The organism is Pseudomonas sp. LBUM1676 (assembly GCF_059695605.1).
On record NZ_CP166777.1, the window covers coordinates 2,924,910 to 2,938,595 of the forward strand.

Below are 13,686 nucleotides of genomic sequence, written 5' to 3' on the forward strand. Positions count from 1 at the left end.
GCTCGGGGTGTCAGGTTTTCGACGAGTCGTTGATGGCAGCGGCCAGGTCCTGATACTCCTCGCAGGTGCTGCCACAGATCGATTTGATCTGCTGCAACTGCTCCTGCGCCAGGTCCATCCGACCTTTGACCACATAGGCTTCGCCCAGGTACTCACGCACTTGCGCGTACTGCGGGTCGAGTTTTACCGCTTGCAGGTAATAACCGATGCCTTCGTCGGTGCGCCCCAGTTTACGCGTGGCATAACCGCGATAGTTCAAGGCCTTGGCGGTGTTTGGCTGTTGGAGTGTATCGAGCATCGCGAGGGCTTCTTCGTAGCGCCCGTCCCTGGCCAGGCGATAGGCGTAATCGGTACGGTCGGCGTCCGGGACCAGGCGGCTGTCCTGCATCAGGCATTTCTGCTGTTTGCTATCCCAGACCTGACCTTTGGGGCAGTTGGGTTTTTTGACAGGTTCCTCTTCATCACCCTCGGCGAATGCAAGTGAACCCGACAGCGCGAAGGCCAGCAGCAGCGGGGTAGTGAAAGCAGCAAAACGGATGTTCATGGACAGTGCTCCACAGATTGATGCGTTTCAGTTCGAACCACGGCCCGGCAGCATGCGGCGCAAGGTATTGTCCCGCAGGCCGTAATGATGAACCAGCGCCATTAACGCATGCAGCCCAGCCAGGATCACGATGGACCAGGCCACTTACTCATGCAGGCCGCCAAACACGGACTTCATGCTTTTATCGAAGGTGATCAGGGTTGGGACAGCGAACAGCCCGAAAAAGTTGAAAGGTTCTGCCTGGGCCCAGCGCAACAGAAAACCCAACAGGATCTGGCTCAGCAACAAGACATAGAGCGCCAGGTGCGCGGTTTTCGCCAGAATGTTCATGATGCCCTGATTGGCAGGCGGCAATCGACGGCCCCGGGTCAGGCGCCAGAGCAGCCGGCCGATGACGATCACGGTCAGCAGAATGCCGCAGGAAATGTGCAACGCCTGCAATTCCTGAGAACGATGATTCGGTATCAGCTCAGTACCCGAATCGGGTCCCCGGCCGACCAGGCCTGAATATCTTCGATCATCTGCGAAAAGAACTGCTGATAGTTCTGCCGACTGACATACCCGACATGCGGCGTGGCCAGCACATTCTCCAGCGTCCGGAACGGATGATGCGCGGGCAACGGCTCCTGCTCGAACACGTCCAGCGCAGCGCCGGCCAGGCGTTGTTTCTGCAGGGCCTTGATCAGCGCCGGTTCATCGACGATCGGCCCGCGGGCGGTGTTGACCAGCAGCGCAGTGGGCTTCATCCAGTCCAATGCCTGGGCGTCGACCATTCCCCGGCTGCGCTCGCTGAGCACCAGATGCACCGACAGCACATCGGCCTGTTCGAACAGTTCCTGTTTGCTGACGTAAGTCACGCCGGCTTCGCCCGCGCGCTCGGCGGTCAGGTTTTCACTCCAGGCGATCACCCGCATGCCGAACACCTGGCCAAATTGGGCAACACGCTGGCCGATGCTGCCCAAACCAAGAATGCCCAGGGTTTTGCCGTTCAGGTCGCCGCCCAGCCCCTGCTGCCATTTGCCTGCGCGCAGGGCATTGGCTTCAACCACCAGGTTGCGGGTTGCCGCCATGATCAGCGCCCAGGTCAATTCCGGCGCGGCGTGTTTGTAGCTGTCGCTGCCGCAAACCTGGATGCCCAGCGCAGCCGCGGCTTTCAGGTCCAGGGCGGCGTTGCGCATGCCGCCGGTGACCAGCAGTTTGAGTTTCGGCAACTGTCGCAACAGGTCCTCGTCGAACCGGGTGCGCTCGCGCATCACGCAGATCACTTCAAACTCACCCAGGCGCGCTGCCAGGGTGGCGTTGTCGGCAGGGTAGTCATGGACAAAACTCACCTGGCCAATGGCGTCCAGCGCCGACCAGTCCACCACGTCCCGGGCCACGTCCTGCCAGTCATCGATTACCGCAATCTGCACCGCCATCAGCCTTACCTCATCAAGGAACGGGATTGGTCTTGTTCAGCCAGGCCAGCAGCGCCTGATGGAATTTCGCCGGTTCTTCCATCTGCGGCGCGTGGCCCATGCCGGGGAACTCGACCAGGGTCGACCGGGGAATCAGTTTCGCCACCTGTTTGCCGAGTACCTCGTAGTGACCGATCTTCGCCTTGACCTCGGGGGGCGCAATGTCCTTGCCGATGGCCGTGGTGTCGGAAGTGCCGATCAGCAATAGCGTCGGCATCTTCAAGTCCTTGAACTCGTAGTACACCGGTTGGGTGAAGATCATGTCGTAGATCAACGCCGAATTCCACGCCACCTGCGTCTTGCCCGGGCCTTTGCTCAGGCCAGCGAGCATGTCCACCCAGCGGTCGTACTCGGGCTTCCAGCGGCCGTCGTAATAGGTGCTGCGCTCGTAGTCGCGGATGCCTTGCGCGGTGACCTTGAGTTCGCGCTCATACCATTGATCCACGGTGCGATAGGGCACGCCGAGGGCTTTCCAGTCTTCCAGGCCGATAGGGTTGACCAGTGCCAGCTGTTCGACCTGATCGGGATACTGCAGCGCATAGCGCGTGGCGAGCATGCCGCCGGTGGAGTGCCCGAGCAAGGTGGCCTTCTGGATGCCCAGGGCCTTGAGCAGTTGCTGGGTGTTGGTGGCCAATTGCTGGAAGCTGTACTGATAGTTGTCCGGTTTGCTGGAGGTGCAGAAACCGATCTGGTCCGGGGCGATCACCCGGTAACCGGCGTCGCTCAGGGCCTTGATCGAGGTGTCCCAGGTCGCGCCGCAGAAATTCTTGCCGTGCAGCAATACCACGCTGCGCCCGTTGGCCTTGCCGTTGGCGGCGACGTCCATGTAGCCCATTTGCAGGGACTTGCCCTGGGACTGGAAGTCGAAATGCTTGACCGTGTAGGGGTATTCGAAGCCTTGCAGTTGCGGGCCATATTCCGGGCCTTCGGCGTGAGCGATGACCGGCAGTGCGGCGGTCAGCAGCAGGCTGGGCAGCCAGCGCGAGCGTGTCTGGGACATGGGTGAACTCCATAGGAAATCCGCCGATGCTGGATCGGCATGATTAGGGCGACATTAAACACAGGCAACCGCGGCAAAAGATCGTTCAACCCATCCAGCCCAGGGTGGCAAGGGCCAGTACGCCGTAACGTGCGCCTTTGGCGAGGGTCACAATCAGCAGGAATCGCCCCAGCGGCTCGCGCATCACACCGGCCATCAGGGTCAGCGGATCACCGATGACCGGCACCCAACTGAGCAGCAAGGACCAGTGACCGTAGCGCTGATAGTGAACGCGGGCTTTTTCCAGATGGCGCGGACTGACCGGAAACCAGCGCCGATCGTGGAAACGCTCGATGCCACGGCCCAGCCACCAGTTGACCAGCGACCCCAAGACATTGCCCAGCGTCGCCACGGCCAGCAAAAGCCAGAGCCAGTACCGGTCGCTGAGCAGCAATCCCACCAGCAGCGCTTCGGACTGCAACGGCAACAGGGTCGCAGCACCGAACGCGGCAAAGAACAGACCGATATAGGCGCCGGACATCAATGGGCAGGGTAGTCCGCCACCACCACGTCAGTGCCGTCCTTCTTGAGGCCGATCACTTGATAGGCATCGCTCATGCCGTCCATTTCCATGCCGGGCGAACCCATGGGCATGCCGGGGGCGGCGACACCCAGCAGATCGTCGCGCTTGCTCAGGGCCAGTACCTGATCGGCCGGCACATGGCCTTCCACGAATTTGCCGTTGATCAGACCGGTGTGGCACGACGACAGACGCGGCGGCACGCCGTGCTGCTGCTTGAATTCGCTCATGTTGGTTTCTACGCGATCCTCGACCTTGAAGCCGTTGGCTTCCAGGTGACTGATCCATTTTTTGCAGCAGCCGCAGTTGGCGTCGCGATGGACTTCGATCGGGATCAAGTCGGCGGCCTGGGCCAGGGAGGAGATGAACAGGGCGCTCAGGGCGGCCAGACGCAGATGGGTTCGCATGGGGGATCTCGTTTCGGTTACGGCCAGAAAAACTGCATTCTGACCATTCTAGACAACCACGAGGCGGGAGAGTGTTTCGAAGTGATTCTGGATTCCCGCAACACTGGAAAATCCCGCGATTATCAGCGCGAGAAGCCAAAACGCTTCATCGGCTGTAACATGAGACCCCGTGTGCAGCCGCCCATCCCTGAAAAACGGTAGGGGCCTGGCATGCATTCGCCTATACATATTTCAGCTTCAGACTCACATTCAGGAAATGGCAATGACCCAGTCGCAACGTTTGAAATACTCGATTCTGATCTCCCTGGTGGTGCTGGGAATCATGTTCGGCCTTTCTTATCTGCAGAACACCGGCGTCATCGACGAAAAACTGTTCCAGTACATTGCGATTGGCGTGGCGGTGCTGGTGGTGGTGATCAATGGCGTGATGCGCCGCAAGGTCAAGCCCTGAGCGGCGCCCATCGGCCTGGTTAGTCGTGGTGAAGAACGGCGGCGGCCTGTGGATGCAGGCTGTAGCTTTTGTCCGGATTGAGGGTGATCACGCCTTCGCCGCACAAGCGCTTCAATACTTCGCGCACACTGAGAAATGACAGCGGGATATCCAGGTCCAGCAAGTGACTGTGCACGCCGCGCACCCCCAGGCTGCGCTCGCTTTCGGCGGCGGTCAGCAAGGCGTCGATGACTTTCAGGCGAATCAGACTGGTGCGCAGGCCAAAGCTCTTGAGCAGGTATCTGATCCGCTCGTTGCCGTTGCGCTCGGTACGTTGATCGAAAACGCCGGAGCCCATCGAGGAGCTCTTTGGCGCAGTGCTACCGTCCGTTGGCAGTTGCGAGTTGTACATGCAAAAACTCCTTATCAGAGCCTGAACCGGAAAATGTGATGGGTGCTCTCATTCAATAAGACGTATGAGCCGGGCAAATCATGAAGGCTCAAATGTAGAAATTTTGTCACCATCGCGTCAGCGCCACGTCAGACGCCGCAATGGCGGGGGCCAACGCCCTAAATTTTTTTTCGTTCGCTTCGTCCTTAGGGGGAGGCACATTGCGGGCAAATCGCAGGGTGTGACCTTCGTTTATACGATCAGGAGCGAGCGTGATTATTTCCAGGCAGTTAACCAGGTTGAGCCTTGCCGCCATGTTGGTGGGCTTGAGTCTTGCGGCAAACGCACGCAGCCAGCCGGAGCAGGCGACTGCCGATATCCGTCGCACCAGTTTCGGCGTGCCGCATATTCGCGCCGAAAATGAACGCGGCCTCGGCTATGGCATCGGCTATGCCTACGCCCAGGACAACCTGTGCCTGCTGGCCAATGAGATCACCACGGTGAATGGCGAACGCTCACGCTATTTCGGCCCGGATCAATTCACCGTCGAAGAGCGGGAAAACCGGGTCAGCGATGTGTTTTTCACCTGGTTGAACACCCCCCAGGCGGTCGATGCTTTCTGGCAGGCGCAAACCCCGCAGATCCGCCAGCTCATGGAAGGTTACGTGGCCGGCTATAACCGTTCCCTGAAAGAGCGGCGGACCCAGGGTTTGCCACAGCAGTGCCAGGGCGACTGGGTGCGTGAGATCACGCCTCAGGACCTGGTCAAGTTGACCCGTCGTCTGCTGGTCGAAGGCGGCGTGGGGCAGTTCGCCGAAGCCTTGGCCGGTGCCACCCCTCCCAAAGCGGTAACTCAAACAGCCGCTGCCCCGGCATCGTTCCAGCTCGCCGATACGCGCTTGCAGCGCTTTGCCCTGGATCGGGGCAGCAACGCAGTGGCGGTGGGTAGCGAGCGCTCCTTCAATGGCCGCGGCATGTTGCTGGCCAATCCGCATTTTCCGTGGGTCGGCGGCATGCGTTTCTATCAGATGCACCTGACCATTCCCGGCAAGCTTGACGTCATGGGCGCCGCGTTGCCCGGCCTGCCGCTGATCAACATCGGTTTCAACCAGCACCTGGCCTGGACCCACACCGTGGACTCGTCCAAACATTTCACCCTGTATCGCCTGCAACTCGACCCCAAGGATCCGACCCGCTACCTGCTCGACGGCCAGTCATTGCCGATGAAGCGACAGACGGTGACCGTGCAGGTAAAACAACCGGATGGGCAGACCCGGGCGGTGTCCCGTGAGGTCTACAGTTCGCAATTCGGCCCGATCGTGCAGTGGCCGGGAAAGCTCGACTGGGACAACCGGTTTGCCTACAGCCTGCGCGATGCCAACCTGGACAACGATCGGGTGCTGCAGCAGTGGTACGCGATGAACCGTGCTACCAGCCTCAAGGCGTTTCAGGCCTCGGTGCATGACATCCAGGGCATCCCCTGGGTCAATACCCTGGCGGCGGACGATCAGGGGCAGACGCTGTACATGAACCTGTCGGTGGTGCCGAACGTGAGTGCCGACAAACTGGCCCGCTGCAGCGATCCGCGGGCCGGGCTGCAGATGATCGTACTCGACGGTTCCAACAGCGCGTGCGCCTGGGACATCGATCCGCAGGCGGCGCAAAAAGGTATTTATGCGGCAGAGCGGTTGCCGCAATTGTTGCGCCAGGACTTCGTGCAGCACTCCAACGATTCGGCATGGATGGCCAACCCGGCACAACCGCTCACCGGCTTCTCGCCGCTGATCAGCCAGGACAGCCAGCCTTTGGGGCTGCGCTCGCGCTTTGCCCTGGATCGCCTGGATACCCTGGGCAAGGCCGGCCCGATCAAGGCAACGGACCTGCAGCGCATGGTGCTGGACGACCAGGTGTACCAGGCCATGCAAGTGATGCCGGACCTGCTGCAATTCTGTGCGGCAGACCTGGGGGGCGATGCGCCGACGCTGGCGCCAGTGTGTGCCAGCCTCAAGGCCTGGGACCGCAGTGCGAATCTGGACAGTGGTTTGGGGTTCGTGCATTTCCAGAACGTCATGGAGGCGCTGCAGGAAACGCCTGATGTGTGGCGCGTCGAGTTCGATCCGAAAGACCCGCAGCATACGCCGCTTGGCCTGGCCGTGGATCGTCCGCCAGTGGCGAAGGCCATCCGCGAAGCAATGCTGGCCTCGGTGGAGCAGATTAAAAAATCAGGTTTGAAGGCTGACAGCCGTTGGGGTGATATCCAGGTGGTCAGCAGCGGTGGCCAGCAAACGCCGATTCACGGCGGTCCGGGCACCCTTGGGGTATATAACGCCATCCAGAGCGTGCCGAGAGCCGACGGCAAGCGCGAAGTCGTCAGCGGCACCAGTTATCTGCAAGTGGTGACCTTTGACGACAAGGGACCGCAGGCCCAGGGGCTGCTGGCCTTCTCGCTGTCCAGCGACCCGGAGTCGAAGTACGCCCGGGACCAGACCCTGGCCTTTTCGAAGAAGCAGTTGAGTGTGTTGCCGTTCACCGAACAGCAGATCACGGCCGACCCGCAGTATCAGGCCATGACCCTTCGCGAGCAGGATGAAAAAGCCGGGAAGGTGGCCAGGCAATAAAGCGCAGGATGTTCTAAGCAGCAATGGAGGCCGCACCCCGCAAGGGCTGCGGCCTTCAGCTTTTCGGGGGCTGTTGCGGAATAGCGTTGAGGACCGGGTTGCCATCCTTGTTGCGGGTCACGTAGACCGGCAGCACCTTGGGCAGCGACGCCACCAGGCTGTTGAGTTCCTTGATGTTGTAGATGCCACCGAGGCGGATCGCGCCGGTACTGTGGTCGGCCAACATGACCGGCTTGCCCAGGTAGCGATTGATCAGGGGCAGGGCGTCGGACAGCGCCAGATCGTCCAGCACCAGTTTGCCACTGCGCCAGGCCAATGAATTGTCGTTGGCGTAGGTCTGGCTGATCTGCGGTGTGTAGTCGCCGTGTTTATAACGGGCCTGCATCGCCGGCCCGAGACGCAAGCCATCGCCCGCAAGATCATCGTTGCTGCTCACCAGCACCGAACCTTCAATCAGGTTGACGCGTACCTGATCCTCATACATCCAGACGTTGAATCGGGTTCCGGTTACCCGAATCCTGCCGTCCGCGGCCTTGACGATAAACGGGTGTGCGGTGTCGTGACTGACGCTGAAAAAAGCTTCGCCCTTTGTCAGCGTGACGCGGCGATGGTCCTTGTAGTTGCTGAACGTCAGCTCGCTGCCCAGGTTCAGCTCCACCTGGCTGCCATCGCTCAGGGTCACTTGACGGACCGTCTCGCCGGCTTCGAAGTGCTGGTAGGAATCGGGCAGCCAGCCGAGGTTCCAGCCGCTGTAGGCGGCCAGTGGCAACGCCAGGGCACAAACGGCGGCAGCGATACCGACCGTTCGCCAAGGCGTTGCAGGTTTGATCCGGGCAGTCGGCACTACGGCTTCGGGACGAGGCAAATCCCCCGCGACCTCCCAGATTTCCAGCATGGCCTCGTACTCGAACGCGTGCAGCGGATGAGCATCACGCCATTGCTCGAACGCCAACCGCTCTTCCCGGGTGCAGTCGATGGCGTGCAACCGCATGCACCAGTGCGCAGCGGCATCGGTGATGGCGTCATGTTGGGCTTGCGAGAGAGGGCTGTCGGTCATTGACTCATCCTGATTTCCTGCATTCTAACCTTGAGCGAAGTCGGCGAGAACAACCGTCATGGCAATTACCCATCAAAGAGCAATGTTTTTCATTTAAACATCCTGAAAAATCGGTAGCTGCCATGCAGTATCCGGAAAACGAGTGAAAAAATAATCAAAAGCCCTCGGCGCTCAGGGCGAGACTGCCGGTGTAGCCGGAGCGGTGTCCAGCTGCCGGCCCATTTCACAGATGAGCATCGCTACCGAGTCCGCATTGCTCAGAATCGTATCGATCCGTAACTGCGGATTCACACGGTCCAGAAAGGCGGTTCGGGCTTCGTTCAATGTTTTGGTGCCGGTGATTTTTATGATTTGCCTGGCGATATGAGCGGTTTCGGGAATGGAATCCATGCTTTCCCACGACCTCGTGACATAGTTCTTTCGGGCAAACAACTCATCACGGGGCGTTGTCATCGACAAGGCTTTACGCTGGACTCGCTCAGATTTGGCTTTCAATTTCGCTCCAGCTTGCGTGGCAGTGTTGATGAGATCGGTGAATGGAAATCTTGCCTCCAGATAGGCGATGTCGATCGTCTTGGCGTAATGGTGGGAAAACTCATGGATAAACGTCACTGCCTGGGCATGAGCATCCACCTCGAATTGCAGCGGCACAAAAAACTTGTAGTCATCGAGATCCGGATTGAAAAAAGATTCTGAGAAGTACACTCTTTTTTGCATGTCGGCTTGAACGGCAAATGCAATCACATTGGCATCCGGTGAAGTATTGGAACCAACGACGAACCTGTTGGTATCGAGTTCGTCCAGCCCAGGGTCCACCAGCGCCTGGCAGATTGGCACGATAACTTTTTTGATTTTGTCCAGAATCGGCGCGTCGATAGCGTTCACGCCAAAAAACGTTTTCAAAAAGGTGTCAAGTCGAGTGCCTGGAGCGGCGGTACGCAACTGTAAAAAGTTGTGGAGGCAATTAATGGCGTAGTACCTGGCGATATCCATCGCCTGCACGATTGTTCGGGCCTTGTCGGGGTATTTACGACGTATTTCATCCATCCCCTGTGCTTCGATGTTGAACCCTATCGATGCAATGATTCGGGTTGTGGCATTGTTCGCGAAACGGGATATCGCCTTGCCATAGTGAATGGATTGCGGGTCGGCAGCGAGTACCAGATGAGGACCTGGGGCTTTTTCCAGAAAGGGGCCCTTTTGCGTTTCGTTCATCATGCGCCAGGCCCCGCCGTGTTTTGCGACGCGATAGACTTTGCCTGCAACAGGCGCGTAGTGGTGCGTTGTCGCAGGGTCGCGATAAGTACCCTCTGTTGCATCTTTCTTAAACTTTTCCAGCTCGACAGTCGGCGCTTCGTACGATTGCGTTGTTGTCCGGCTCGCGGAGGTGGTGTTGATGGCTGACCACTGCGGCGCATCGACAGGCTGTTCTGCGGGGGGGGCTGTCGGGATGACTGGCACAGGGGTAGAGGCCGGATTTCCCTGCATCATCCGCCCCAAGGTGATCATCTGCGCCGCACCGTTCATAAAGGCTTTGAATGCGTTCTTCCAATGCTGGTTTTGCAGTGCCTCTGCAGAGTCCTTGAAATCCTTGTAGGCTTGCCACAGAAACAGACCACAGGACAATTTGCCAGGCAGGAATCCAGACACCAGCTTGATGCCGGAACTGAATAGCTCCTTGGCTTTTTCCCAATCGGCTCGCGCGGTAACCGTGGATTGACTGCCCAGCATCTGCTTGAGCAGCAGGATGTTGTCCTGGAATAGACGCTCCAGCACATTGCCAGTAATGGGGTTTGAAGCGAGGGTGATTTCCGTGGTTTCGCCCACGGTGGATTTGAGCAGGTTTTCAAACGTCGCCCGAGACGACTCAGGCAGGCGCCGGATCAACAGGTCCTGCAACGGCCCTGGGGTATTGAGTGCGGTAAGCAGGTCGGTCTCGGTCTCGAACTCGGTGAAGGGTGGCCCGACAAAATAGGGCGCGTAGAGCACCTGCGGACCGGTCACGCTTTTGCCCGGGCTTACCAGGTACATTCCCAGGGTCTTGATGGCTGTGGCGCCGGCTGTGGAGACCAGTTCAAGTGGGCGGATGATAGCGTCTGCACCTTTCACCGCGGCCCGGGCCGTGGCATTGGGCATGTCCAGCAGCTGCTGGATCGCATCGAACGCTTTCTCCGACAGTTGCTCTTGCAGTTTGAGCGCGTGGGCCTCTTGCAACAGGTGCCAGGGCAACTGCTGGAAGTAGCGTAGTTTTCGCGCTTTGGCTTCGTCGCTATCGCCCGACAATTGCTCCGAGAGCAACTGCTCATACACGGACTTGATGTTCAGCAGCAACAGCAATTGCTTGACAGCCGTGGCATCCATCCCTTTCGGCAGTGGCTTTGAGGTGGTCGAAGCTATGGAGAAACTTGTTCCCTGGAGCACATTGACGTGATTCAGCGCAAATTCGGTCAACGTTTGTGCGGGGCCAGCGATGGCTAAGGCAGGGGTGACGTTGACATGGTCAGGGTCAATGAATGTGCCTTGGAAGCGCGTTTTTTGCAGGGACACCAGCTGCTCGTGCACATAGACCGCCAGGGTTTTTATGCCATGCAGATAGTCTTTACCTTCCGGCAGGCTATGGCGGTGTTGCTCCATTATTTCGACATGTTTTTGCTGTTCTTCGAGTGATGCCATCCCCAGCCAGGCCGGCAAGGTCTGCTGGGTGGCGATGGCCTCGCCGATATCCTTGGCTCGCTGCAGATTGGTGAAGGCTGGTTGGCGCTTGAGTACGCCCAAGGCTTTTGTTTGTTCCGTATCTGTAAGTTTCAGCGTGCGAACGTGATCGCAAACCGCCAGAAAATGCTCGATGGCCGCCTGCTGACGATGGATCAGCACATTGTTCTCGATTGGCCGAAAATTACCCAATTCGTACGTTTTATGGAACATTCGCTCGGCAGGCAGGAGATTTTCAAGCAGCGTCAGTCGCTTGATAGGGTCAAGCAGGCGTCGTTGCAGCTCGGTCCTGGCCGTGGCGACTGACTCAAAGACCTCCAGCCCCAGCGCTGGGGTCCAGAGAATCGCCCTGCCTGAACGTCGTACGTCCAGGCCGCCGCGTTCGGTGAGCATGAAACAATGGGCCAGGGCCAGCGACGATGTATGGCCCTCGGTTTCAAGGCTGAACCAGTAGGCATCCGGGCGAAATCCATTCAGCGCTTTACGCTGGCGGCGGATGGGGCGATCCGGGTCGAGTACCGTATCGACAATAGTGCTATCGACTTCAGACAATGTGCGGTTGAGCCGACGAAGGTTGGCCTCGCCGCGAATACCCACCGACATGGCATGGGCCAGTCTGGATTTCATCCCTTCCAGATACGTTCTCTGCTGCGCATTCGTTTCGTCAGGTTGCGCCAGCCACTCCACCTCGATAGCTGATCTCACGCTATCAAAGGTTTTAGACATGGTCGTTGCCTTGTCGGCCAGAACAATGGACGGACGCGCTTGGCCGGTAATGACCTGGCTTGTGCTCCAGCGATCCTGTGTCGGTAATTTCAACAACTGATCGTCGATCATGCTTCGCACGTCCAGTGCCTTGTCGAACAGCGCCGCAATATTCACTTCACCGTCGCTGTGACGGAATACACCCAGTGCGTAATCGACGTTTTGCCGCTGTTTGTCGATGATTAAGTCAAACAGCGATTCGAACACTGAGCCTGCAATCGCTTCGCCGCAAACCTGATGTTCCTGGAAGCCGAGAAAGCGGTGGCGCTCCTCCTGCGCCAGTAATTCGTACAGTTCATCGTCATGCCCTTTGGCGACGGCCTTGGCTCGCACGGTTCGCTGTAAATCCTCAGGGTCTTTAAGGAGCTGCAAACCATTGACGGGGGTAAAGAGATAGGCGTCCGGATGAGCAATCATGAATGAGCCCGCCAGCTCGACGAAATTCGCTGCGTATTCCCACAGGCGCACAGTTTCGGGAACCAGCGGCAATTGCGCGGTTCCAGTGGTACTGCGGTCGAATAAAATTTCCAGTGCCCGGCTTTGTTTAGGGCTGATGATCTTGTCCTGTCGCTTGAACAGGATGTCTGCCCGAGCCTTGTCGCTGATGGCCTGAATGAAAAGCTTGCGACGGGTCTGCCCGTCCGGCAGTACATGATTCCAATACGCCCGAAGTTTTTCGCCGAGCAACCGGATCAGCCCGGCGGAGGCGGTCTTGACTGCGTTTTGCCATAACTGTTTGTCGCGCTTCTGGTCGAGGTCGTCGGGTATCAGCGTACGTTTTGGGTTGACGAATTCGATGGTCCTGTACGACGGCCAACATTGGTGACGGTAGTAAAGCAAAAAGGCATCGCCGAGCGGCAGGGACTCTTCCAATATCGGGTTCGATTCTGATTGGGTGAGGAAATTGACCCGGGAATGGTTTTGGTCCAGTCCTGGAAAGGAGCTACGCAGCAAATCGGCAAAAATCTCATTCAACAGGCTCGATAGGGACGGCAGTTGGATCAACTCCGCCAATAACCGTTGTGCATTCTGTTGCTGATTGTGCTTGATGAGCGTTTCCTGGTCCTTGAATACCTCACCGTCAATGATCTCGTTCGTCAGCTCGGCGATCGCCTCGCCGTCCAATGCCGTTCGTTGGTCTATAGAGACAAAATGCAATAGCTGATTCTGATCGGTCGTTTCCAGTCTCTCGATCAGCTTGTCCTTGAGGGATTTGACGTCGTCGAACTTTTCGATGCCGCCGTAAGGTGTGTACAGAATCGCCGCCTTATCGTCGGGCGTGGACGACAACATGAAACATCCAGCCAAGGGCACCGGCGTCTTGCCCTTAACCGTAAAAAACAGTTGTTCGGCAGACATGGGGGGCGTCTGCTTTTGTCGAAGTTCATCGCTCGCCAACTCGATATGGCTGAGCCAGGAAAAGTCCTTGTCTGACAGGGAGTGGGTTTTTCCGAGTTCTTCGTGTAAACCCGGCTCATCCAGTATTTGCGGAAAAAACAATGGGGAAGGAGAAGTGGTCATGGAGTCTCGATAGGATCGCCACATGGCGAACAATGAATGAGCCTCCAACCTAGGTGATGCCTGCGCGGGCAAGGTGGTAAATAGTTATCGCAGTGTGCCGTGCCAGGTCGTTTACATTGAGCCGGTTGAGCGGCATTCAATCGAAAGATTGACAGCCGGCTCGGGTCGCGTTGTTAATCGCTTTGCTTAACTCTCGTACGCTGTTGCCCCCTCCAATAATTAGTC

At 58.2% G+C, this 13,686-nt stretch carries 10 protein-coding genes and 1 pseudogene; 2 read left to right on the top strand and 9 right to left on the bottom strand.

Annotation, left to right across the window (positions count from 1 at the left end):
- Positions 1-10: 10 nt before the first annotated feature.
- The 6 genes and pseudogenes from ACA041_RS13745 to ACA041_RS13770 form a co-directional block, all read right to left on the bottom strand.
- A complete protein-coding gene (locus tag ACA041_RS13745) occupies positions 11-544 on the bottom strand; it encodes a tetratricopeptide repeat protein (RefSeq protein WP_497441603.1) in 534 nt (177 codons plus the stop codon).
- 27 nt (positions 545-571) lie between these two features.
- Positions 572-1,045, bottom strand: a pseudogene (locus ACA041_RS13750) (cytochrome b).
- Entirely contained in the window at positions 1,009-1,962 is a 954-nt protein-coding gene (locus ACA041_RS13755) for a D-2-hydroxyacid dehydrogenase family protein (protein ID WP_497441604.1), read from the bottom strand. Before ACA041_RS13755 ends, ACA041_RS13750 begins: the two are co-directional and overlap by 37 nt.
- A 13-nt stretch (positions 1,963-1,975) precedes the next feature.
- Complete coding sequence (locus ACA041_RS13760) at positions 1,976-3,001, bottom strand: alpha/beta fold hydrolase (protein ID WP_497441605.1); 1,026 nt, start codon at positions 2,999-3,001, stop codon at positions 1,976-1,978.
- Between the two features lie 85 nt (positions 3,002-3,086).
- Positions 3,087-3,521 (bottom strand): YqaA family protein, encoded by a 435-nt coding sequence (locus ACA041_RS13765; RefSeq protein ID WP_497441606.1) that lies wholly within the window; start codon positions 3,519-3,521, stop codon positions 3,087-3,089.
- Positions 3,521-3,967: a DUF411 domain-containing protein gene (locus ACA041_RS13770; RefSeq protein ID WP_497441607.1), complete on the bottom strand. Its 447-nt coding sequence runs from the start codon at positions 3,965-3,967 to the stop codon at positions 3,521-3,523. Before ACA041_RS13770 ends, ACA041_RS13765 begins: the two co-directional genes overlap by 1 nt.
- 262 nt (positions 3,968-4,229) lie before the next feature.
- On the opposite strand from ACA041_RS13770, the gene ACA041_RS13775 reads away from it, so the two are divergent.
- A complete protein-coding gene (locus ACA041_RS13775) occupies positions 4,230-4,418 on the top strand; it encodes a hypothetical protein (RefSeq protein ID WP_064677543.1) in 189 nt (62 codons plus the stop codon).
- Positions 4,419-4,437: 19 nt separating this feature from the next.
- Here the strand turns inward: ACA041_RS13775 and ACA041_RS13780 are convergent, their stop codons facing one another.
- Positions 4,438-4,809, bottom strand: coding sequence for a fe2+ zn2+ uptake regulation protein (locus ACA041_RS13780; RefSeq protein ID WP_497441608.1), 372 nt, complete (start codon positions 4,807-4,809; stop codon positions 4,438-4,440).
- 251 nt (positions 4,810-5,060) lie between these two features.
- On the opposite strand from ACA041_RS13780, the gene pvdQ reads away from it, so the two are divergent.
- A complete protein-coding gene (gene pvdQ, locus ACA041_RS13785; RefSeq protein ID WP_497441609.1) occupies positions 5,061-7,406 on the top strand; it encodes a bifunctional acylase PvdQ in 2,346 nt (781 codons plus the stop codon).
- A 55-nt stretch (positions 7,407-7,461) separates the two neighbouring features.
- Here the strand turns inward: pvdQ and ACA041_RS13790 are convergent, their stop codons facing one another.
- Both ACA041_RS13790 and ACA041_RS13795 read right to left on the bottom strand, forming a co-directional pair.
- Positions 7,462-8,463 (bottom strand): FecR family protein, encoded by a 1,002-nt coding sequence (locus ACA041_RS13790; protein ID WP_497441610.1) that lies wholly within the window; start codon positions 8,461-8,463, stop codon positions 7,462-7,464.
- Between the two features lie 171 nt (positions 8,464-8,634).
- Complete coding sequence (locus tag ACA041_RS13795) at positions 8,635-13,461, bottom strand: dermonecrotic toxin domain-containing protein (RefSeq protein ID WP_497441611.1); 4,827 nt, start codon at positions 13,459-13,461, stop codon at positions 8,635-8,637.
- Between the last annotated feature and the right edge of the window lie 225 nt (positions 13,462-13,686).